Raw genomic sequence first — 20,247 nt, forward strand, 5'->3', positions numbered from 1 at the left:
ACGGCGGCGGCCCGCGTACCACCTCCCCGGTACGCGGGCCGCCGCCGTTCCGCCGGTCTGCCGCCGTGTCGGCCTGCCGGCGCCCGGTCAGCCCTCGTTGTACAGGTGCATGCCCGGGATGTGCAGGGTGCCGCCGAACTGGCCGGCCTGTGTCACCGACACCTCGGTGAAGAACACCTCGGGGACGTTCAGCGGCGGCGGGGACTCGGGGCTGAAGGTGATCGGGATCAGTCCGAACAGCTTGCCCTTCAGCTCCTCGGTGTACATGGTCACCGTGCCGTTGCGGATGGTGGACGTGCTGCCCCTGGCCGCCTGGACGTGCCCGGCGGTGCCGCCGGGGCCCTCGACGATCTGGTGCAGGTCCCGGATGTCGACCGCGGAGGCGGTGAACTTCAGGACGTTCTTGACCTTGCCGCCGTAGGTGCGGACCTTGACGATGCCGTGGTAGTCGAGTCCGTGCAGCGTCAGGAGACTGGTCTCCAGCCGCCACGGGGCGTCGGGCAGCAGGGCCTCGGTCCGCTCCTCCTCGGCGTCCGCCAGCGCCTGGGCGTCGTAGGCGGGGCAGGGGAAGGGCTCCTTGCCGGAGGCGTCCTTGCCGGTCTCGTCGTCCTTCTCGGCGTCCTCGGTGGTCTTCGCGTCCTCGGTGGTCTTCTCGGCGGCCTCGCCGGCCCCGGCGGCGTCCTCCGCCGCTTCCTGCACGGCCTTCACGGCCTTCTCGGCGTCCTCGGCGGCCTTCCGCGCCTTCCCGGCGGCCTCCTCCAGTTCCTCACCGGCCTTCTCGGCGGCCTCCTTCGCCGGGGTGTCGGAGGTACCGGCGGACGGCTCCGGCGAGCCGGACGGGGCGGCCCCGGCCTCCGGGGTCTCCTGCCGCTCGCTCCGGTCGTCCGGGGTGAGCAGGCCCTTGAGGGCGTCACCCAGCCCCAGGGGGTCCAGCGGGTTCCGCTCCTGTTCCGCCTCGGCCGCGCCGGCCGCCTCGTCGGTCTCCTGCGCGGTCCCGGACGGCTCCGGTCCGGGCTCCGGCGCGGTGGTGGCGGTCTCCGGTGCGCGCTTGCGCGCCTCCCCGGAGCCGGTGTCCTGGTTCCCGGAGTCGTCCTCGCCGGTTCCGGCGGCCGGGGACTCCCGCGGCGCGGGGATCCTCCCGGGCTCGGCGGCCTTCTCGGTCCGCTCCGGCTTCTCCCGGTCCTCCTCCTGCTCCCGCTCCTGCTCCGCCTCCTTGTCGGGCGCGGACACGCACGGCCCGTCCTGGAAGGGGTTCTTCGGCAGCGGCTTGGCGCCGGCGAGCTGCGGGGTGAGGCCCATGCCCATGAGCACGGCGGTGGGCATGGCCGCCAGGGCCACCGCCTTGCCCGCGGGGACGTGCAGCCGGGTCAGCAGCGGCTTCCTCGGCGCGGCGTGCCGCGGTCCGGTCCTCGTACGCCGGGACGCCCCGGCGCCGGTGGCGCCTTCACTGTCCCCCTGGTCTCCCCGGCGCGCCTCGTCAGGCGTCACGGTGCACCCCGTTCTGTCCGTTCTCGGCCCCGGCGGGGTCCGGGCCCGTGCCGGGAGAGGTGCCCGGGCCGGCCGTTCCGTCAGCCGGGGACCGCTCCTCCTTGGCGGGCACCCAGGAGAGGCCCATGGCTCCGCCGACCAGGGCCAGCAGGAAACCGACGAAGAAGCCTCCGAGGTTGGAGACCACCAGGGAGACCAGCCCCAGCAGGATGGCGGCGACCCCGGCGAAGACCCGGGAGTGCGGCTGGAACCACATGGTCAGGCCCAGCACGATCAGCAGCACTCCGATGATCAGCGACCCGGAGCCCGTGGTGGTGGCCAGCCGGAAGGACAACTGGTCCAGGCCGGGATCGGCGTATGGGATGTAGATGATGGGTATGCCGCCCAGCAGCGTCAGCAGTCCCGCCCAGAAGGGGCGCTGCCAGCGCCACATGCGGAACGACTGCCGCCAGTGGCTGATGCGTTCACGCGCTCCCGGCGACTCGGCACTCATCGAAAACAGCTCCCTCGGGCTGAACTGTCACAAAGATCAATGGCACTGCGGGGAGCCGGGGGACCGAACGGCGTACGGTCCCCCGCCTCCCGGCGTTCAGTGCGTCAGAAGCACTCGTTCTTGCCCTTGGCGACCTTCATCGAAAGGCCGGAGAGCTCGAAGGTGCCGGCGCTGGTGGCCCAGGACGTCTGCTTGACATCGGTGAGCACGGCCTTGTCGGCCTCCTGCGCGAAGGAGCCCGGCGCGTGCTTGCGCACGGTCTCCTCGACCTTGGGGCCCTTGGACGCGGCACCGGCCGCGACACCGATGTTGATGTTGGTGAACGTCGCGTCGGCGTCGAGCTGGTCGAGGTCGATGTAGAGGTTCTTCGCCTTCACGACCTTGCCGTTGTTGCCCGCGGTGAGCTTCAGCGAGACATCGCCGAAGAGCGGCACGGGCACCACGACGGACTGGCACAGGCCCCGCAGGTCGGCGTCCTTGAACGCCGAGACCGCGACGGGGATGGTCTTGCCGTCGTGCGTGGTGTTGACCGTGCCGTACTGAACGAACCCTTCGCCGTCCAGCCGGTCAACAGAGACCTTCGCCTGCTGGCCGGAGATGCTGAACGACGCGGCGAGCGCCCCCTGTGCGAGGGCGACCCCGACCGCTGCCGTGGCGGCAACGCTCGGGACCATGACAACGGCGAACCGCTTCCATCTGGTCCCGCCACGAGCCACAGACTCCATGACTTTCCTCCTTCTCGGACGTACATCTCCGGCCCGGGTGTGGCCCGGACGGGATGGGAGAAGTGCTACGTCCTCGGGAGGGAAAGCGCCGGCCGACGGACGAGTGGGTCTCCCCAAGCCTCCGAAGCACCGGCGATCACCCCCGAGCGACAACCACGTGACCGCGCTCCCGCGCGGTCTGCCGGACAGGCTCCGCCTCGCGGCGGAGACCCCCCTGTCCACGACCGGCGCCGAGGCGCCGGCCCACCCGGTGGGGACCCGTTGCCCGCCGGTGCCCGGGTGTGGTGTGCCGGGGCTGCGAGCGATGGACCGAGCGTGGCCGATCGTGCTGCATGAGACGCCGCGGCACAAGGGGTGTCGTTACTTGCGAGTAACGAGCGGATGACGGGAGTGCCTCCCAGGGCGGCGGAACGGACACGGAGGGTCGCCGGACGGCCCGCCTGAAATGCGGACACAGCCGGAACAAGCCGAAGAGAAGCACAGGAGGGCCTTACTGCAAGTAACAGCAGCCGCGACTGCCAAGTTTTGGCAAAGTCGCGGCCGCTGTTTGTCTTCATGTCAGCAAGTGGCGACCCTCTGGAATGGGCAGGTCAGAACAGCACCCGGGCGAGGGCGCCGCGCGCCGCGACCACCCTCGGGTCTTCGGCGCCCACCACCTCGAAGAGTTCCAGGAGGTGTACGCGCGCGGCGTCCCGGTCCTCGCCCGCGGTCCGCCTGACCGCCTCCACCAGCCGGCCGAAGGCGTCCTCCACATGTCCGCCCACCAGGTCCAGGTCGGCCGCCCGGATCTGGGCCCGCACATCGGCCGGAGCGTCCGCGGCCTCCTTGCGCACCCGCGCCGCGTCCAGCCCCTGCACGCGCTGCAGCAGCTCCGCCTGGGACAGCCCCAGCTTGGCCTCCGTGTTGCCCGGGTCACCGGCAAGCACGTTCCGGTACGCCTGTACGGCACCGCCCAGATCACCCGCGTCCAGCGCCGAGTGGGCGGCGGCCAGCGCCGGGTCCTCCGGCTCGCGGGGCTCGGCGGCCCGCTCCTCGTCCGCACCGTCCGCGACGGACACCCCGGTCAGGCCGAAGCGCTGCTCGGCGACCTGGACCAGCTGGTCCAGCACCTCGCGGACCTGCTGCTCGGGCGCGGCACCCTGGAACAGCGGCAGCGCCTGGCCCGCCACCACCGCGAAGACCGCGGGGATGCCCTGCACCCCGAACTGCTGGAAGAGCATCTGGTTGCGGTCCACGTCGATCTTCGCCAGCACGAGCCGCCCGGCGTACTCCCGCACCAGCCGCTCCAGCAGCGGGCCGAGCTGCTTGCACGGCTCGCACCACTCGGCCCAGAAGTCGATGACGACCGGGACCTCGGTGGAGCGCTGGAGCACCTCCCTCTCGAAGTCCGCCTCGTCTACGTCGGTCACCAGAGAGGGCACCGAGGCGTCCGGGGCGGCGCCGGCGCCGCCCTGCTGCCCGGCGGCCCGGGCCCTGGCCCTGGCCTCCTCCGCTTTCTGCTTGGCCTCTCCGGCCGCCTTCACCGCGGCGAGGTCGACCACTCCGCTCATGGACATGTTCCGTGGCTGCATGAGACCAGTTTCCCCCGTCCGCGGACCGTTCCGTACAGCATGGCGCGAGTCGGCACCGGGTCCCCACCCGGCGCCCGTGGCTGTCGCCCGGCGACCGCCGTCTCCGGGCTTTTTACGCTACGGGCCGTAGCGTATCTCACGGACACCGCTAGAGTCTGCGGTCATGGCCGGTTCTCCGCACCGTACGGGCAGGCCGCGCAGCGCCGCGGCCGACCGCGCGATCCTCGACGCCACCCGCTCGGCACTGGTGGAACTGGGGTGGGGCAGGCTGACGATGGGGGACGTGGCCGTCCGCGCGAAGGTGGCCAAAACGACGCTCTACCGGCGCTGGGCCAACAAGAACGATCTGGTCGTGGACGCGGTGGCCGTCCTCTTCGACAATCTGCGGCTGCCCGACCGCGGCAGTCTGCGGGCCGACGTGGAGGGCGTCGTCCTGTCCTTCGCCGAACTGCTGGAGCGTCCGGAGACGAAGGCCTCGCTGATGGCGGTGGTCGCCGAGGCCACCCGTGACGAGACGCTGCGCGGCCGGATCCGCACCGCGATCGTGGACCGCCAGAAGCGCCTGGTCGTCGAGGGCCGCCGCCGCGCCCAGGCCCGCGGCGAGCTGCCCGGTGACCCGCCGGGCCCGGCGGGCGCCGCCGAGGCGGCCCGGGCGGTGGACCTGGTCTTCGACGTGATCGCGGGCGCGGTCGTCCACCGCTGCCTGGTCAGCGCGGAGCGGGTCACCCCCGCGTGGGCCCGCGCCCTGACCACCCTGCTGCTCCAGGGCCTGGCGGCCCCTCAGCCGCCCGCCGGGGACCGGGCGGCGGTCCCGGCGGACCCGGCGGACGGGGAGCGGGATCAGAAGCCGGCGGGCTCGGTGTAGACGCCCCACTCCTCGCGGAGCACCCCGCAGATCTCGCCCAGCGTGGCCTCGGCGCGCACCGCCCGAAGCATCGGCTCGATCATGTTCCCCCCGTCCCGGGCGGCGGCCAGCATCCCGTCCAGGGCGGTACGCACGCGCGCGTCGTCGCGCCCGGCCTTCCGCTCGGCCAGCACCCGCACCTGCTCGCGCTCGACCTCGTGGCTGACCCGCAGGATCTCCAGGTCGCCGGTGACCGAACCGGTGTGGCAGTTGACACCGACGATCTTCTTCTCGCCCTTCTCCAGCGCCTGCTGGTACCGGAAGGCGGCCTCGGCGATCTCGCCGGTGAACCAGCCGTCCTCGATGCCCCGCAGGATGCCCGAGGTCATCGGGCCGACGGGATGGTTCCCGTCGGGCACGGCGCGCCGGCCGCGCTCCCTGATCTCCTCGAAGATCCGCTCCGCGTCCGCCTCGATCCGGTCGGTCAGCGCCTCGACGTACCAGGAGCCGCCCAGCGGGTCGGCGACATTGGCGACGCCCGTCTCCTCCATCAGCACCTGCTGGGTGCGCAGCGCGATCTCGGCGGCCCGCTCGCTGGGCAGCGCGAGGGTCTCGTCCAGGGCGTTGGTGTGCAGCGAGTTGGTGCCGCCCAGCACCGCGGCCAGCGCCTCCACGGCGGTGCGCACCACGTTGTTGTACGGCTGCTGCGCGGTGAGCGAGACGCCCGCGGTCTGGGTGTGGAAGCGCAGCCACTGCGCCTTCTCGCTCCGCGCGCCGTACACGTCCCGCATCCAGCGCGCCCAGATGCGCCGGGCGGCGCGGAACTTGGCGATCTCCTCGAAGAAGTCGACGTGCGCGTCGAAGAAGAACGACAGGCCCGGCGCGAAGACGTCCACGTCCAGACCACGGGAGAGGCCCAGCTCCACGTAGCCGAAACCGTCGGCGAGGGTGTACGCCAGCTCCTGCGCGGCCGTGGAGCCCGCCTCGCGGATGTGGTAGCCGGAGACCGACAGCGGCTTGTACGCCGGGATGTCGCGCGCGCAGTACTCCATCAGGTCGCCGATCAGCCGCAGATGCGGCTCGGGCGGGAACAGCCACTCCTTCTGCGCGATGTACTCCTTGAAGATGTCCGTCTGGAGCGTGCCGTTGAGGACGGCCGGGTCGACGCCCTGGCGCTCGGCGGCCACCAGGTACATGCAGAACACCGGCACCGCCGGGCCGCTGATCGTCATGGAGGTGGTGACCCCGCCCAGCGGGATGTCCCGGAAGAGGACCTCCATGTCGGCGGCCGAGTCGATCGCCACGCCGCAGTGGCCGACCTCGCCCAGCGAGCGCGGGTCGTCGGAGTCGCGGCCCATCAGGGTCGGCATGTCGAAGGCGACCGACAGCCCGCCGCCGCCCGCCTGGAGGATCATCTTGTAGCGCTCGTTGGTCTGCTCGGCGTTGCCGAAGCCCGCGAACTGGCGGATGGTCCAGGTCCGGCCGCGGTAGCCGGTGGGGTGCAGGCCGCGGGTGAAGGGGTACTCCCCCGGCCAGCCGATCCGCTCGAACCCCTCGACGGTGTCGCCGGGGGCGGGACCGTACACGGGCTCCACGGGGTCCCCGGAGAACGTGGTGAAGTCGGCCTCCCGCTTGTGCGCGGCGTCGTACCGGGCCTGCCAGCGTCGGCGGCCCTCTGCGATGGCGTCAGCGTCCATGCCCACAAATTTACTAGGACGTCCAAGTAATTGTCGACGGAAAGCCGCCCGGCGCGGTGACGCGTCCGGGCGGCCTTCCGTACGGCAGGACGGCGCGGGGTGCCCGTCAGGCCCGGGCGGGGGCCGTGCCCTCGTCCACGACCAGCGGCTCGACCTGGCGCGACAGCCTGCGCTCGACGAAGAAGGCGGCGGTGGGGATCGTGCCCGCGAGCAGCACCCAGAGCAGCCTGGGGACCGGCAGTTTCGCCTTGAGGCCCAGATCGAAGGCGAAGACCAGGTACAGCACGTACAGCCAGCCATGGGCGAGGCTGACGACGTAGGTGAAGCCCTCGGCGCCGTCCACCTCCAGCAGATACTTGCCGATCATGCCGAGGGTCAGCAGGATCAGCAGCACACCGGTGACGTACGCCATCACCCGGTAGCGGGTCAGCACGCTCTTCTTCATGCCCACGAGCGTAACCGCCCGGTTCCGGCGCCCCGCCCGGGGCCCGCCTCAGTCCTCCCGGAAGTCGCCCGCCGCCACCCGCAACGGGCGCAGCAGCGCGAAGATCTCGCCGCACTCCTCGGCGTCGTACGCCCCGAGCCCGAAGTCCATGGCCATCAGGTCACGGGTGGCCGCCTCGCAGACCTCCCGGCCCCGGTCGGTGATGGAGGCCAGCGTGCCGCGGCCGTCGTTGGGATTGGGACGCTTGGCGACCAGGCCCGACCGCACCAGGCGGTCGATGGTGTTGGTCACGGAGGTGGGGTGCACCATCAGCCGCTCGCCGATCTTCGACATCGGCAGCTCGCCCTTCTTGGAGAAGGTCAGCAGGACCAGGGCCTCGTAGCGGGCGAAGGTCAGTCCGTAGGGTTTGACGACCGCGTCGACCTCGGCGAGCAGGATCTGGTGCGCGCGCATGATCGAGGTGATCGCGGCCATCGAGGGCACGGACCCCCAACGCTGCTTCCACAGGTCGTCGGCGCGGGCGATCGGGTCGAACGACAGACTGAGCGGCTTCGGCACGGCTACGACCATACCGGCCGGTCACATCGTGGTCAGCTCCGTTCCGGTCCCCGGTCACCGCGGACGGACCCGGGAAGCGGCACGGGCTCGGGTACGGGGTGCCGCCGCACGGCGCGGACCACCAGGAGCACGCACACCGCGCCCAGCGCCCCCGCCCCGGCGACCACCCGGTGCGGCGGCACGAACTCGGCCACCAGCCCGCCCGCGGCCATGCCCAGCCCCTGGACCGACATCAGCCCCGCGGACAGCACGGTCATCGCCCGGCCGCGCAGTTCCCGCGGCACGGCGTCCAGGTACCAGCGGTCCAGTCCCAGGGTGTACGCCGCCCCCAGCCCGGCCAGGAAGAGGGCCGCCAGCGCCGGGAGGAGCCCCGGACGCAGCGCGTAGACCAGCAGTGGCAGCGGCACCAGCACGGCCAGCGGCAGCACCAGCCGCTCCCGGGCCGCCGGCCCCAGCAGCCCGCCGGCCGCCACCTCGGCCGCGACCGCCCCCACCGGCAGCGCGGCCAGCAGCAGTCCCGTGCCGACCGCTCCGGCACCGATGTGCTCGGCGTACGGCGCGGCCAGCGCCTCCGGCACCACCATGAAGGCCGCCGGCACCCAGCACAGCGCGAGCAGGGCCCGCACCCGCCGGTCGGCCAGCAGGACCCGGGTGCCGCCGGCCGTCCGCTCCCGGGCCAGCGGACCGCGCTCCCGGGTGCCGAGCCGGAGGATCACCGCGGAGAGGAGGAAACCCGCCGCGGTGAGCAGCAGCGCGGTGCGCGGCGCCACCACGGCCAGCAGCAGCCCGCCCGCGGCGAAGCCGGCGATCTGGGCGGCCTGGGCGACGATCCGGATCAGGGAGCGGCCCAGGACGAAGGCGTCCCCGTGCAGGATCTCCCCCAGGCTCGCCGCCCGCACCCCGGTGAACAGCGGCGCCACGAACGCCGCCGCCGCACGGAGCGCCAGCAGCGCCGCGGGCGGCAGACCGGGCAGCACCATGGCGGCGACGCACCCGGCGGAGAACAGATCGCACACCACCAGGGTCCGCCGGGCCGGGAACCGGTCGGCGAGCGGGGCGAGCACGGCGCCGCCGACCGCGTACGGCAGGAGCCCGAGCGCGAAGGCGAGCGCGGTCAGCAGGGTGGAGCCGGTCTCCCGGAACACCAGCACCGACAGGGCGAGCTGGGCGACGACGGTGCCCAGCAGCGACAGCACATGGGCGGCGAAGACGGCCCGGAACTCGCGCACGGCGAACACGGCGCGGTATCCGGCGCGCCCGGGGGTGCCGGGATCGGCGGGCTTCCGGGAAGTGGACGGCATGCCCGGCAGCCTGCGCGGCGCGGTCGGGACGGCCTAGTCTTTCGGCTCAGGCCGAATCACCCGAGCCCGTACGGAGGTGGCGCATGCCGGTCCAGCTGCGGCTCGGCGAGGCCGATCTGCTGCGCTGCCGCTTCGCGGTCTCACCGCTGTGGGAGACCCAGGGGGCCGCCCGCGCCCTGGCGCACCCGGGCCCCTACCACCTGCCGTGGCTGCGCCGGAGCGCGCCGGCGGCGGCGGGCCTGGGGCTGGAGCCGCTGTGGCTGCTGATGCCGGCCAGGGGGTACACCCCGGACTTCCTGTGCCCGCCGCCCGCCGGCGGGCCGGTCCCCTCCTTCGCGGCGGAGCTCGCCCGGGTGCGGGCCACCGACCCCGTCACCGCCCGCGCGGAGATCGCACGCTCACTGGCCGGGGTGCCGGGCGCGGCGGACAGCCCGGCCGGCCGGGACTTGCTGGCGGACCCCGCGCGGGCCGTGCGGACCGTGGCCGGGCTCCTGGACCGGGTCTGGCGGGCCCTGGTCGCGCCCGACTGGCCGCGGCTGCGGGCCCTGCTGGAGGCGGACGTCGCCTTCCACGCGCGGCGGCTGGCCGAGGGCGGTCTGGCCCGGCTGTTCGCCGAGCTGCACCCCCGGGTGAGCTGGTCCGAGGCCGACGGCACGCTGTCGGTGCGGCTCCCGCACGACCACACCTGCGTCCTGGGCGGCGAGGGCCTGACCCTGGTGCCGAGCGTGTTCGTGTGGCCCAACGCCGTGGGAGGCACGGCGGGGAGCGCGTCGCACGGCCCCGCCCGGCTCCCCGGCGGGGAGCCGGGCGTACCGTCGGTGATCGTCTACCCGGCACGCGGCATCGGCGGGTTGTGGACCGCGGCCGGCGACGGACCGTCCGGAGCGCTGGCCCGGCTGCTGGGCCCGCGCCGCGCCGCCGTGCTCGCCGCCCTCGCCGAGCCCGCCTCCACCACGGCGCTGGCCGCCCGGCTCGGGCTCGCCCCGTCCTCGGTCTCGGCCCATCTGCGGACACTGCGCGAGGCCGGGCTGCTCACCTCGCACCGGGTACGCCACCAGGTGGTCTACGAGCGGACCCCGCTGGGCAACGCGCTGGCGGCCGGCGGGCGGTGAGCCGGCCCGGATCCGGCCGTACGCCAGGCCGTCAGCCCAGGTGCCGCTCGACGCTCGCCACCTTGGCGGTCAGGCCGTCGGTGACGCCGGGGCGGATGTCGGCCTTCAGCACCAGCGAGACGCGCGGTGCACGGGCCTCGACGGCGGCCACCGCCCGCCGCACGACGTCCATGCACTCCTCCCACTCGCCCTCGACCGAGGTGAACATCGCGTCCGTGCGGTGGGGCAGGCCGGACTCGCGGACCACCCGCACCGCGTCCGCCACGTACTCCCCCACCTCCTCGCCGACGCCGAGCGGGGTGACCGAGAAGGCGACGATCACGCGTCCACCGCCCCGGTCCGGGGCTGCTCGGCCTGCCGGCGGGACTGCTCGGCGCGGGCCCGGGCGGCGATCACGCTGTCCTCGGTCTCGCGGCGCAGCAGCCTGTCGGCGTAGAAGCCGCCGCCGGGCAGCACGGAGAGCACCAGGTAGAGGGCGGCGCGGCCCATCGGCCACCGGGCCCGGTTCCAGGCGTCCGCCCAGAAGAGCACGTAGAGGATGACGAGGACGCCGTGGACGGCGCCCATCACCGGCACGGCGTTGAAGTCCGTCGTCCGCTTGAGCACGGAGCACACCAGCAGCACCAGGAAGGAGACCGCCTCCGGGGTGGAGATCAGCCGGAGGCGGCGCAGCGCTGAAGCAGTCTTGAGGTCCACGGGGGAGATCCTTTGTGAAGGGATGCACAAGCTCTGCCATTGTGACAGCCTCCCGCCGGGCGCGGACGTGCGGGTAGATTGCGTCATGTGGCTCAGTTCCGACTCCAAGGCAGCAAGGTGCTCGCCGTCGACCTGACCGGTGACACGGTCCGGGCGAAGAACGGCGCGATGGTCGCCTACGAGGGCCAGATGGCCTTCAAGAAGCTCTCCGGCGGCGGCGAGGGCCTGCGCGGCATGGTCACGCGCCGCCTAACCGGCGAGCAGATGGAACTGATGGAGGTGAAGGGCCAGGGCACCTGCTACCTCGCCGACCGCGCCAGCGAGATCGTCCTGGTGCCGCTGACCGGCGAGAAGCTCCAGGTGGAGGCGAGCAACCTGCTCTGTGTGGACGGCTCGCTGCGCACCGGCACCACCTTCACCGGGATGCGCGGCGCGACCCAGGGCAACGGGCTGTTCACCACCACCGTCGAGGGGCACGGCACGGCGGCGCTGATGTCGGACGGCCCCGCGGTGGTGCTGCGCGTCACCCCGCAGTCCCCGCTCCAGGTGGACCCGGGGGCGTATGTGGCGCACACCGGCAACCTCCAGCAGCACTTCCAGTCCGGGGTGAACTTCCGGACCTTCATGGGTGAGGGCTCGGGCGAGTCCTTCCAGCTGCGCTTCGAGGGCGACGGGCTGGTGTACGTGCAGCCGAGCGAGCGGAACACCATCGGGGGTGACGTGTAGTGCCTTTCCGGGAGATCAGTTCCAAGATGATCGAGGCCCGGGTGGTGCCCGGGCAGCGGCTGTTCAGCCAGCGCGGCGCGATGATCGCCTACCAGGGCCAGGTCACCTTCACCCCCAACATGCAGGGCGGCCAGGGCGGCGTCGGCTCGATGATCGGGCGGCGGCTGGCGGGCGAGGCCGCCCCGCTGATGACCGTGGAGGGCGACGGCACGGTGCTCTTCGGCCACGGCGGCCACCACGTCGAGGTGATCGAACTGGCCGGTGACACCCTCTTCGTGGAGGCCGACCGGCTGCTCGCCTTCGACGGGACGCTGGAGCAGGGCACGATGTTCATGGGCTCCCAGGGCGGGGTCATGGGCATGGTCCGCGGTCAGGTGACCGGGCAGGGCCTGTTCACCACCACCCTCAAGGGCCACGGCTCGGTGGCGGTGATGGCGCACGGCGGGGTGATCCGGCTCCCCATCACCCCGGGCAACCCCGTCCGGGTGGACCCGCAGGCGTACGTCGCGCACCACGGGAACGTGCAGAACAAGCTCTCCACCGCGCTCGGCTGGCGGGACATGGTCGGGCGCGGCTCGGGCGAGGCGTTCCAGCTGGAGCTGTCCGGCCAGGGAGTGGTGTTCGTGCAGGCGAGTGAGGAGAAACTGTGAGCAGTCCGGTCGTCCACGACGCCCACACCCTGCCGTCGAACGACAACGTCAACGCGTACACCTTCTGTGTGGACCTGCGGGGGCAGTGGTTCCTGCAGAAGGGGAAGATGATCGCCTACTACGGGCAGATCAGCTTCAACGGCATCGGCCACGGCCCGCTGGACCGCCTGGTCGCCACCAGCTTCCACTCCCCGCTGCACGCCTCGGACTGGGTGGTCGCCGAGGGCCAGGGCAAGATGCTGCTCGCCGACCGGGCGTTCGACGTGAACTCCTACGACCTGGAGGACGGCAACCTCACCATCCGGTCGGGCAACCTGCTGGCCTTCGAGCCGAGCCTGTCGCTGAAGCAGTCGATCATCCCGGGCTTCGTCACGCTGCTCGGGACGGGGAAGTTCGTGGCGGCCTCCAACGGCGAGGTGCACTTCGTCGAGCCGCCGGTCCGGGTGGACCCGCAGGCGCTGGTGGGCTGGGCGGACTGCCCCTCGCCCTGCCACCACTACGACCACGGGTACATGCGCGGGGTCCTCGGCGGGCTGCGGGCGGTCACCGGGATCGGCGGGACCTCCGGCGAGGAGCACCAGTTCGACTTCGTCGGGGCGGGCACGGTGCTGATCCAGTCCACCGAGGTGCTGATGGCGGAACGGGCCACCGGCGCCGCCCCGAACGAGCCGGGCGTACCCGGCGGCGGGCCCGGCGGAGGTCATGGCGGGGGCCATGGCGGGCAGCAGTTCCCGCAGCTTCCGGGACAGTTCGGGAGCATCCAGCGGCGCTTCGGCCTGTAGTGGGTGGTTTACCGCCGGTAAGAGGTTCTCGGCGGGTCCGGCGGCGAAGCGCCGGATAGAGTCCACCCCCATGGACACCGACAAGGAATCCCGCTGGCTCAGCGAGGAGGAACAGCACGCCTGGCGCGTGCACCTCGACGTCAACAGGCTTCTGATGTACCAGCTGGAGCGGGATCTCCAGCCGTTCGGGCTGACCCTCAACGACTACGAGATCCTGGTGAACCTGTCCGAGTCGGAGGGCCGCCGGATGCGGATGAGCGATCTGGCCGCCGCCACCCGCCAGTCCAAGAGCCGCCTGTCCCACCAGATCACCCGTATGGAGAAGGCCGAACTGGTGCGCCGGGAGAACTGCGAGTCCGACAAGCGCGGGCTGTTCGCGGTGCTCACCGAGCGCGGCTGGCGGACGATGAGCGAGGTGGCGCCGCATCACGTCGCCTCGGTGCGGCGCCACTTCATCGACCTGCTCCCGCCGGAGGCGCTGTGCGGCCTGTACAAGGCGCTGACGCCCGTCGCCGAGCACCTGCGGTCGGTACGCGGCCGCGGCTGAGACGGCGACCCCCGCGTGTCGGCAGCCGGTGATGGGGAATGATGGACCGGCCCGCTCAGTCTCCGTGACCGACGAGACCCGACGGGTCCGTGGCTGGCGGTGTCTTTCCGGGGGAACGCGGCACCGGACGAGCGGGAGGGCCGTCCGCCGCCGGATCCGCCCCAAGAGGTGACCCCGACATGAGTCAGCCTCCCGGCTGGCCCCCGCCGCCCCCCGACGGCCACGGCGCCCCCGGTTCCCAGGGCGGCCCCCCGCCACCGCCCCCCGGCCCGCCGCCCGCCGGTCCTCCGGCGTATCCCGCGGGCGGGCAGCCCGGCTACGCGTATCCGCCGCCCCAGCAGCCGCCGCACCCGCAGCAGTCGCCGCAGGCACCGCAGTCGCCGTATCCGCCGCCCCAGCAGCCCTACGGGCAGCAGGGCCCGTACGGCGCCTGGCCGCCCCCGCCTCCGCCGGACGGCGGAAGCTCCGGCGCGCGGGGCAAGGTGGCCCTCATCGTCGGCGGTGCCGCGGTGCTGCTCGCCCTCATCGGCGGCGGTACCTACCTGGCGGTCCGGGACGACGGGGACGACGGGAAACAGCCCGCCGCCGGCGCCTCCGTGAGCCCGGAGCCCACCGGCTCCTCCGCCTCCGACCCGGCCGCGGAGCCCTCGGCGGAACCCGAGGCCACCGACGACCCGCTCGCCGGGGACACCGAGGAGCCCGAGGAGCCGGCCGGGCCGCCGCCCGCCGACCGGGCCGACTTCCTGGGGCAGTGGCAGGCCGACGCCGGCCAGACGCTGACCATCGGCGCGAAGCTCGACAGCGGGGAGATGAAGGGCAAGAACTCGGCCATCTGGATCGATCCGGGGGGCGAGGGCCTGTGTCTGGGCGTCGGACAGAACCAGGGCGACGACTTCCGGCTGGCGCTCAGATGCGGACAGGGGGAGGACGAGAAGTACCTCGCCGCCACCGCCGCCAAGTCCCCGGACGGTGACAGCATCAGCCTGAAGTGGGACGAGGGCGGTACGGACGAACTCGCCTGGAGCGGTTAGCGCCCGTGCGGGCGGGGTCCGCCCGGTGCCGGGGCGCCCTGGTGCCGGAGCGGCCACGGGGCGGCCCGAAGCCGTACGGGCCGGACCTCCTGCCCGGTGCCCCGGCCGACGCGCCACGGGGCGCCCCCCGGCGGTGACCGGGGTGGCACCGGGGCAGCCGGTGTCCGAAGGGGCCGCGAGGTGTGCCGGTGGGTGCGCCCGTGAGACGGGTGCAGGCCGCGGGCGGCCGGGGCACCGCCCGGGCTCCCGGCCGTCCGCGGCACCGGTCCGGGCTCCGAAGGCGCGGCGCGCCGTCAGGTCCCGGCAGCGGGCAGCCGCAGGGTGAACAGGGCGCCCCCCTCCCGGGCCCGGCCGGCGGTCAGGGTGCCGCCGTGGCGGACCGCCACGTCCCGGGCGATGGCCAGCCCCAGCCCGGCCCCGCCGTCGTCCCGGCTGCGCGCGTCGTCGAGCCGCACGAACCGCTCGAAGATCCTCTCCCGTTCCGCCTCCGGGACGCCCGCGCCGTCGTCGGCGACTTCCAGCACCACCTGCCCGCCCTCGCGGCGCACTCCCACCCGGACCCCGTGCTCCGCGTGGCGCTGCGCGTTGTCCAGGAGGTTGCCCAGCACCCGGACGAGCTGGCCGCGGGAGCCCGTCACCTCCGGTGGGGGACCCCGGTGCTCCTCGACGGCCACGGGGACCCGGTCCGCGGGGCGCTGTGCCAGTTCCTCCCGCACCAGCGCGTCCAGCGCCACCCGCTTGTCCCCCGGCCGCTCCCCCGCGTCCAGCCGGGCCAGCAGCAGCAGGTCGGCGGCGAGGTCCTGAAGCCGTACGGTGTCGTGGACGGCGCCGTCGAGGTCGAGCAGCCGGGGATGGGCCGCGGCCACCTCCAGCTGGGTGCGCAGGGAGGCGATCGGGCTGCGCAGTTCGTGCGAGGCGTCGGCGACGAAGCGGCGCTGCCGCTCGACGGCCGCCTGGAGGGCCGCCAGGGTCTCGTTGGTGGTCCGGGCCAGTCTCGCGATCTCGTCCCCGGTGGCGGGCTCGGGCACCCGCCGCGACAGGTCGGTGCCGGCCGCGATGGCCGCCATCTCCCGCCGGATGCCCTCCACCGGCCGCAGCGCCCCGCGGGTCACCAGCCAGGTGACCCCCCCGACCACGGTCAGCAGCACGGGCAGCCCGATCAGCATGGCGTCGCCGACGGTGGACACCGCCTCCTCCTGCTCGGCGAGGGACGCGCCCGCGTAGACGGTGACGGGGACCCGGTCGCGGGTGACGCTCTGCACGGCGACCAGCCGGAAGTCCTGCAGTTCGGTCGCCCGGCCCTCCCGGAAGGTCACCTCGCCGTCGTCGTCGACGGGCAGGGGGACGGTCTCGGTGACGCTGTTGCGGTCCACCTCGACGGGCTCCTCGGGCGGTGCGGTGGTGCCGCCGCCGTCGTCGTCATCGTCGCCGTCACCGTCGTCGTCGTCGCCGTCACCGGTCTGGCCCTCCCGGCCCTCCGGGGAGGGCGTGGCGGGCGGCTGCCGCGGTCCGGATTCCGCGGGCCGGTTGAAGTCGGCCACGGGGGCACGGTCGCGCAGCGGGCGGCTGGCGCCGAGCACCGTTCCGGCGGCGTCCACCACCTGCACCGGTTCGTCGTCCGCCAGCGCGTCCATCCCGGCCACCTCGTCCACCGGTACGTCGACGATCCCGGCGGCCACCTCGCGGGCGGTGGTCTCGGCATGCAGCCGGGCGTTCTCCGCGAGGCCGCCGCGCAACACCGCGACCACCGCGAAGCCGGCCGCCACCAGGGCGACGGCCACCACGAGCGTGGCGCCGAGCGCGGCGCGCGTACGGACGGTGAACCGGGCCAGGGACGGCCTAGGCACCGGCACCCACCAGCCGGTACCCGGCACCGCGGACGGTGGCGACCGCGCCGGGGCCGAGCTTGCGGCGCAGCGCGCTGACGTACACCTCGACGATGTTGACGTCTCCCTCGTAGGCGAAGTCCCAGACGTGTTCGAGGATCTCCGACTTGGAGACCACCTCCCCCGCCCGCACCGCCAGGTACTCCAGTACCGCGAACTCCTTGGCGGTCAGCGCCACGTCCCGGCCTGCCACCGTCACCCGCCGCGTGCCGGGGTCCACGACCAGTTCTCCGACACGCACCACGGACGCCCCGCCGCGGGTACGGCGGCGCAGCAGCGCGCGGACCCGGGCGAGCAGCACCACGTAGGAGAACGGCTTCGTCAGGTAGTCGTCGGCGCCGGTGTCGAGCCCCTCCGCCTCGTCGTACTCACCGTCCTTGGCGGTCAGCATCAGGATGGGCGTCTCGTCGCCCGCGGCGCGCAGCGCGGCGCAGACCCGGTAGCCGTTCATGCCCGGCAGCATGATGTCGAGGACGATCAGGTCGTACGGACCCTCGGTCGCCCGGTGCAGCCCGTCGATCCCGTCGTGGGCCACGTCGACGGCGAAGCCCTCGGCCGTGAGCCCCCTGGCCAGCGACAGGGCGAGCCGCTTCTCGTCCTCCACGATCAGTACGCGCACGGCCCCAGCCTGACAGAACGCGCCTGAAGAGATCTTCAGGTGGTTTCAGGAAACCTTCAGTCGGCTCCTGCGACGGTATCGCCCATCAACCGCAGGCCCCGCCGCTCGGGAGGAATCAGCTCATGAACCGCAAGCCGACCGTCAACCGCAAGCTGGTCATCGCCGCCGTCGCCACCGCCGCACTCGCCGTCGGCGGGACCACCCTCGCCTTCGCCGACGACGACACCTCGTCGGACGCCCTGACAGCGGCTCTGCGGGCCGACGCCGACGACCGCGACGACCGGGACGACAGCAGGGACGACCGCGACGACTCCGACGACCGACGGGAACTGCACGACGCGAAGGTGACGCTCCAGAAGGCCGTCGAGGCCGCGCTGGAGGCCGTGCCGGGCACGGCGGAGTCCGCGGAGCCGGCCGACGACGGCGACCGGCCGGCCTGGGAGATCGACGTCCTGGGCGAGGACGGCAGGTGGCACGAGATCACGGTGGACGCGGGCAGCGGCGGCATCCTCGCCCAGGACATCGACCGGGATGACCACCAGGACGACGACCGCGACGACCGCGACGACCGGGACGACCGGGACGACGACCGCTGACCTGCCGCCCCGCCGGGACTACTCCCCGGTCAGCCCGGCGACCAGTTCGTCGGCCGCCGCGTACGGGTCGAGCGTCCCGGCCGTGATCCGCTCGGCCAGCGCGTCCAGCCGCCGGTCGCCGTGCAGGTCGCCGATCCGCTCGCGCAGCGCGGTCACCGCGATGGTCTCCACCTCGCGGGCCGCGCGCGCCCGGCGGCGGACGGCGAGCACGCCGTGCTCCGCCATCCAGGCGCGGTGCTTGTCCAGCGCCGCCACCACCTCGTCGACGCCCTCGCCGCGCGCGGCGACGGTCTTGACGATCGGCGGGCGCCAGTCGCCGGGCCTGCGGGCCTCACCGAGGCCCAGCATGTGGTTCAGCTCCCGGGCGGTGGCGTCGGCACCGTCCCGGTCGGCCTTGTTGACCACGTACACGTCACCGATCTCCAGGATTCCGGCCTTGGCCGCCTGGATGCCGTCGCCCATGCCGGGAGCGAGGAGGACGACACAGGTGTCGGCCTGCGAGGCGATCTCCACCTCGGACTGGCCGACGCCGACCGTCTCCACCAGGACCACGTCGCAGCCCGCCGCGTCCAGCACGCGGATGGCCTGCGGGGCCGCCCAGGCCAGCCCGCCGAGGTGGCCGCGGGTGGCCATGGAACGGATGTAGACGCCCGGGTCGCCGGCGTGCTCGGACATCCGCACCCGGTCGCCCAGCAGCGCGCCGCCGGAGAACGGCGAGGAGGGGTCCACGGCCAGCACGCCGACCCGCCGGCCGGCCTTCCGGTACGCGGTCACCAGCGCCGAGGTGGAGGTGGACTTGCCCACCCCCGGTGAGCCGGTCAGCCCGACGACGTAGGCGTTGCCGGTGAGCGGCGCCAGCGCCGCCATCACCTCGCGCAGCTGCGGGGAGGCTCCTTCCACCAGCGAGATCAGCCGGGCCACGGCCCGGGGCCTGCCCTGCCGCGCCTGCTCCACCAGTCCGGCGACGTCCACCGCCATGCGTGCCGCTCTCCTCAGTCCGTTCATCGGCCTCCCGGCCGATCGCCGTCCGTCCACCAACCGACCGGCTGATCGCCGTCCGTCCACCAACCGACCGGCCGATCGCCGTCCGTCCACCAACCGACCGGCCGATCGCCGTCCGTCCACCAACCGACCGGCCGATCGCCGTCCGTCCACCAACCGACCGGCCGATCGTCCCATCCGTCCACCGGCCCCGCCGCCGTACCGCCCGTCTCCCCCGCGGCCACGGGCCGCGCGGGCCGCACACCGCCTACGGAACGCGTACGGCGGCGTGCGGACCCGCGCCCGGTGTCACTTCCCCGGCACCCGCAGGACCAGGGCGTCGCCCTGGCCGCCGCCACCGCACAGCGCCGCGGCGCCGATGCCGCCGCCCCGCCGCCTGAGCTCCAGGGCGAGGTGGAGCACGATCCGCGCCCCGGACATCCCGATCGGGTGACCGAGCGCGATGGCGCCACCGTTGACGTTCACCTTTTCGTGGTCGATTCCGAGATCCTTCACCGACTGCACCGCGACGGCCGCGAAGGCCTCGTTGATCTCGACCAGATCGAGGTCGCCGACCTCCAGCCCCTCCTTGCCCAGCGCGTGCCGGATGGCGTTGGACGGCTGCGACTGCAGCGAGTTGTCCGGGCCCGCGACATTGCCGTGGGCGCCGATCTCGGCGATCCACTCCAGGCCCAGCTCCTCCGCCTTCGCCCGGCTCATCACGACCACCGCGGCGGCGCCGTCGGAGATCTGCGAGGACGAGCCGGCGGTGATGGTGCCGTCCTTGGCGAAGGCGGGCCGCAGCCTGCCCAGGGACTCGGCGGTGGTCTCCGGCCGGATGCCCTCGTCCTTGGTGAACAGCACCGGGTCGCCCTTGCGCTGCGGGATCTCCACCGGGGTGATCTCGGCGTCGAACAGGCCGTTCTTCTGCGCGGCGGCGGCCCGCTGGTGGGACCGGGCGGCGACCTCGTCCTGCTCGGCGCGGCCGATGGCCAGCCGGGTGTTGTGCTTCTCGGTGGACTCGCCCATGGCCACGTTCTCGAAGGAGTCGGTGAGGCCGTCGTGCGCCATGGCGTCCAGCATCTGCACCGCGCCGTACTTGAAGCCCTCACGGGACTTGGGCAGCAGGTGCGGGGCGTTGGTCATGGACTCCTGGCCGCCCGCGACGACCACGTCGAACTCACCGGCCCGGATGAGCTGGTCGGCCAGGGCGATGGCGTCCAGCCCGGAGAGGCACACCTTGTTGACCGTGAGGGCGGGGACGTTCATGGGGATGCCGGCCTTCACCGCGGCCTGCCGGGCCGGGATCTGCCCCGCCCCGGCCTGGAGCACCTGTCCCATGATCACGTACTGGACCTGGTCCCCGGCGATGCCCGCGCGGTCCAGGGCGGCCTTGATGGCGAAGCCGCCGAGGTCGGCTCCGGAGAAGGACTTCAGCGAGCCCAGCAGGCGGCCCATGGGAGTACGGGCACCGGCGACGATCACGGAGGTGGTCGCGG

22 protein-coding genes are annotated in these 20,247 nt (G+C 73.4%); 8 read left to right on the forward strand and 14 right to left on the reverse strand.

Annotation, left to right across the window (positions count from 1 at the left end; all coding sequences use genetic code 11):
- Positions 1–87: 87 nt before the first annotated feature.
- The 4 genes from V1L54_RS04675 to V1L54_RS04690 form a co-directional block, all read right to left on the reverse strand.
- Positions 88–1,488 (reverse strand): putative sodium/potassium/calcium exchanger, encoded by a 1,401-nt coding sequence (locus V1L54_RS04675; RefSeq protein WP_330116562.1) that lies wholly within the window; start codon positions 1,486–1,488, stop codon positions 88–90.
- Entirely contained in the window at positions 1,478–1,981 is a 504-nt protein-coding gene (locus tag V1L54_RS04680; RefSeq protein ID WP_330116563.1) for a DUF6114 domain-containing protein, read from the reverse strand. Before V1L54_RS04680 ends, V1L54_RS04675 begins: the two co-directional genes overlap by 11 nt.
- A gap of 104 nt (positions 1,982–2,085) precedes the next feature.
- Entirely contained in the window at positions 2,086–2,706 is a 621-nt protein-coding gene (locus V1L54_RS04685; protein ID WP_330116564.1) for a DUF6230 family protein, read from the reverse strand.
- 590 nt (positions 2,707–3,296) lie between these two features.
- Positions 3,297–4,277: a tetratricopeptide repeat protein gene (locus V1L54_RS04690; RefSeq protein WP_330116565.1), complete on the reverse strand. Its 981-nt coding sequence runs from the start codon at positions 4,275–4,277 to the stop codon at positions 3,297–3,299.
- A gap of 163 nt (positions 4,278–4,440) precedes the next feature.
- Here V1L54_RS04690 and V1L54_RS04695 point away from each other — a divergent pair, with 163 nt between their 5' ends.
- The gene (locus V1L54_RS04695) at positions 4,441–5,142 is read left to right on the forward strand and encodes a TetR/AcrR family transcriptional regulator (RefSeq protein WP_330116566.1); all 702 of its coding nucleotides are present in this window, start codon (positions 4,441–4,443) and stop codon (positions 5,140–5,142) included.
- Here V1L54_RS04695 and icmA read toward each other — a convergent pair.
- The 4 genes from icmA to V1L54_RS04715 form a co-directional block, all read right to left on the reverse strand.
- Positions 5,118–6,818, reverse strand: coding sequence for a coenzyme B12-dependent isobutyryl-CoA mutase large subunit (gene icmA / locus V1L54_RS04700; protein WP_330116567.1), 1,701 nt, complete (start codon positions 6,816–6,818; stop codon positions 5,118–5,120). The genes V1L54_RS04695 and icmA overlap by 25 nt on opposite strands.
- Positions 6,819–6,924: 106 nt before the next feature.
- The gene (locus tag V1L54_RS04705; RefSeq protein WP_330116568.1) at positions 6,925–7,263 is read right to left on the reverse strand and encodes a DUF3817 domain-containing protein; all 339 of its coding nucleotides are present in this window, start codon (positions 7,261–7,263) and stop codon (positions 6,925–6,927) included.
- Between the two features lie 48 nt (positions 7,264–7,311).
- A complete protein-coding gene (locus V1L54_RS04710; RefSeq protein ID WP_330116569.1) occupies positions 7,312–7,821 on the reverse strand; it encodes a MarR family winged helix-turn-helix transcriptional regulator in 510 nt (169 codons plus the stop codon).
- A 32-nt stretch (positions 7,822–7,853) separates the two neighbouring features.
- Positions 7,854–9,122: an MFS transporter gene (locus tag V1L54_RS04715; RefSeq protein ID WP_330116570.1), complete on the reverse strand. Its 1,269-nt coding sequence runs from the start codon at positions 9,120–9,122 to the stop codon at positions 7,854–7,856.
- Positions 9,123–9,205: 83 nt separating this feature from the next.
- Between V1L54_RS04715 and V1L54_RS04720 the strand changes: the two genes are divergently transcribed.
- On the forward strand, positions 9,206–10,234 hold the full coding sequence (locus tag V1L54_RS04720) for an ArsR/SmtB family transcription factor (RefSeq protein WP_330116571.1): 1,029 nt from the start codon (positions 9,206–9,208) through the stop codon (positions 10,232–10,234).
- Between the two features lie 31 nt (positions 10,235–10,265).
- Here V1L54_RS04720 and V1L54_RS04725 read toward each other — a convergent pair whose 3' ends face one another.
- Positions 10,266–10,556, reverse strand: coding sequence for an MTH1187 family thiamine-binding protein (locus V1L54_RS04725; RefSeq protein ID WP_330116572.1), 291 nt, complete (start codon positions 10,554–10,556; stop codon positions 10,266–10,268).
- Positions 10,553–10,930, reverse strand: a complete 378-nt coding sequence (locus V1L54_RS04730; protein ID WP_330116573.1) for a DUF3817 domain-containing protein — start codon at positions 10,928–10,930, stop codon at positions 10,553–10,555. The genes V1L54_RS04725 and V1L54_RS04730 overlap by 4 nt, the downstream gene beginning before the upstream one ends.
- 87 nt (positions 10,931–11,017) lie before the next feature.
- Between V1L54_RS04730 and V1L54_RS04735 the strand changes: the two genes are divergently transcribed.
- From V1L54_RS04735 to V1L54_RS04755, 5 genes are all read left to right on the forward strand, one after another.
- Positions 11,018–11,656 (forward strand): AIM24 family protein, encoded by a 639-nt coding sequence (locus V1L54_RS04735; protein WP_330116574.1) that lies wholly within the window; start codon positions 11,018–11,020, stop codon positions 11,654–11,656.
- Positions 11,656–12,306 carry an AIM24 family protein gene (locus V1L54_RS04740; protein ID WP_330116575.1) on the forward strand — a complete coding sequence of 217 codons (651 nt, stop codon included), beginning with the start codon at positions 11,656–11,658 and terminating at the stop codon, positions 12,304–12,306. The genes V1L54_RS04735 and V1L54_RS04740 overlap by 1 nt, the downstream gene beginning before the upstream one ends.
- Positions 12,303–13,088, forward strand: a complete 786-nt coding sequence (locus V1L54_RS04745) for an AIM24 family protein (RefSeq protein ID WP_330116576.1) — start codon at positions 12,303–12,305, stop codon at positions 13,086–13,088. Before V1L54_RS04740 ends, V1L54_RS04745 begins: the two co-directional genes overlap by 4 nt.
- A gap of 70 nt (positions 13,089–13,158) precedes the next feature.
- Complete coding sequence (locus tag V1L54_RS04750) at positions 13,159–13,635, forward strand: MarR family winged helix-turn-helix transcriptional regulator (protein ID WP_330116577.1); 477 nt, start codon at positions 13,159–13,161, stop codon at positions 13,633–13,635.
- 179 nt (positions 13,636–13,814) lie between these two features.
- Positions 13,815–14,666: a hypothetical protein gene (locus V1L54_RS04755; RefSeq protein ID WP_330116578.1), complete on the forward strand. Its 852-nt coding sequence runs from the start codon at positions 13,815–13,817 to the stop codon at positions 14,664–14,666.
- Positions 14,667–14,959: 293 nt separating this feature from the next.
- Here the strand turns inward: V1L54_RS04755 and V1L54_RS04760 are convergent, their stop codons facing one another.
- Both V1L54_RS04760 and V1L54_RS04765 read right to left on the reverse strand, forming a co-directional pair.
- Positions 14,960–16,513 carry a sensor histidine kinase gene (locus V1L54_RS04760; protein ID WP_330116579.1) on the reverse strand — a complete coding sequence of 518 codons (1,554 nt, stop codon included), beginning with the start codon at positions 16,511–16,513 and terminating at the stop codon, positions 14,960–14,962.
- Positions 16,506–17,171: a response regulator transcription factor gene (locus V1L54_RS04765; protein WP_330116580.1), complete on the reverse strand. Its 666-nt coding sequence runs from the start codon at positions 17,169–17,171 to the stop codon at positions 16,506–16,508. Before V1L54_RS04765 ends, V1L54_RS04760 begins: the two co-directional genes overlap by 8 nt.
- A 122-nt stretch (positions 17,172–17,293) precedes the next feature.
- On the opposite strand from V1L54_RS04765, the gene V1L54_RS04770 reads away from it, so the two are divergent.
- Positions 17,294–17,767: a PepSY domain-containing protein gene (locus V1L54_RS04770; RefSeq protein WP_330116581.1), complete on the forward strand. Its 474-nt coding sequence runs from the start codon at positions 17,294–17,296 to the stop codon at positions 17,765–17,767.
- 18 nt (positions 17,768–17,785) lie between these two features.
- On the opposite strand, the gene meaB is transcribed toward V1L54_RS04770, so the two are convergent.
- On the reverse strand, positions 17,786–18,745 hold the full coding sequence (gene meaB, locus V1L54_RS04775; protein WP_330116582.1) for a methylmalonyl Co-A mutase-associated GTPase MeaB: 960 nt from the start codon (positions 18,743–18,745) through the stop codon (positions 17,786–17,788).
- Between the two features lie 312 nt (positions 18,746–19,057).
- Positions 19,058–20,233 carry an acetyl-CoA C-acetyltransferase gene (locus tag V1L54_RS04780; protein WP_330116735.1) on the reverse strand — a complete coding sequence of 392 codons (1,176 nt, stop codon included), beginning with the start codon at positions 20,231–20,233 and terminating at the stop codon, positions 19,058–19,060.
- Between the last annotated feature and the right edge of the window lie 14 nt (positions 20,234–20,247).

Origin of the sequence: Streptomyces rubellus, from assembly GCF_036323805.1 — a bacterium.
GTDB lineage: Bacteria > Actinomycetota > Actinomycetes > Streptomycetales > Streptomycetaceae > Streptomyces.

Coding starts and splice junctions, on each gene's coding strand:
- V1L54_RS04695 (WP_330116566.1), top strand. CDS start 4,441: ATGGCCGGTTCTCCGCACCGTACGGGCAGGCCGCGCAGCGCCGCGGCC.
- V1L54_RS04770 (WP_330116581.1), top strand. CDS start 17,294: ATGAACCGCAAGCCGACCGTCAACCGCAAGCTGGTCATCGCCGCCGTC.
- V1L54_RS04680 (WP_330116563.1), bottom strand. CDS start 1,981: ATGAGTGCCGAGTCGCCGGGAGCGCGTGAACGCATCAGCCACTGGCGG.
- icmA (WP_330116567.1), bottom strand. CDS start 6,818: ATGGACGCTGACGCCATCGCAGAGGGCCGCCGACGCTGGCAGGCCCGG.
- V1L54_RS04685 (WP_330116564.1), bottom strand. CDS start 2,706: ATGGAGTCTGTGGCTCGTGGCGGGACCAGATGGAAGCGGTTCGCCGTT.
- V1L54_RS04690 (WP_330116565.1), bottom strand. CDS start 4,277: ATGCAGCCACGGAACATGTCCATGAGCGGAGTGGTCGACCTCGCCGCG.
- V1L54_RS04715 (WP_330116570.1), bottom strand. CDS start 9,122: ATGCCGTCCACTTCCCGGAAGCCCGCCGATCCCGGCACCCCCGGGCGC.
- meaB (WP_330116582.1), bottom strand. CDS start 18,745: ATGGCGGTGGACGTCGCCGGACTGGTGGAGCAGGCGCGGCAGGGCAGG.
- V1L54_RS04705 (WP_330116568.1), bottom strand. CDS start 7,263: ATGAAGAAGAGCGTGCTGACCCGCTACCGGGTGATGGCGTACGTCACC.
- V1L54_RS04755 (WP_330116578.1), top strand. CDS start 13,815: ATGAGTCAGCCTCCCGGCTGGCCCCCGCCGCCCCCCGACGGCCACGGC.
- V1L54_RS04750 (WP_330116577.1), top strand. CDS start 13,159: ATGGACACCGACAAGGAATCCCGCTGGCTCAGCGAGGAGGAACAGCAC.
- V1L54_RS04720 (WP_330116571.1), top strand. CDS start 9,206: ATGCCGGTCCAGCTGCGGCTCGGCGAGGCCGATCTGCTGCGCTGCCGC.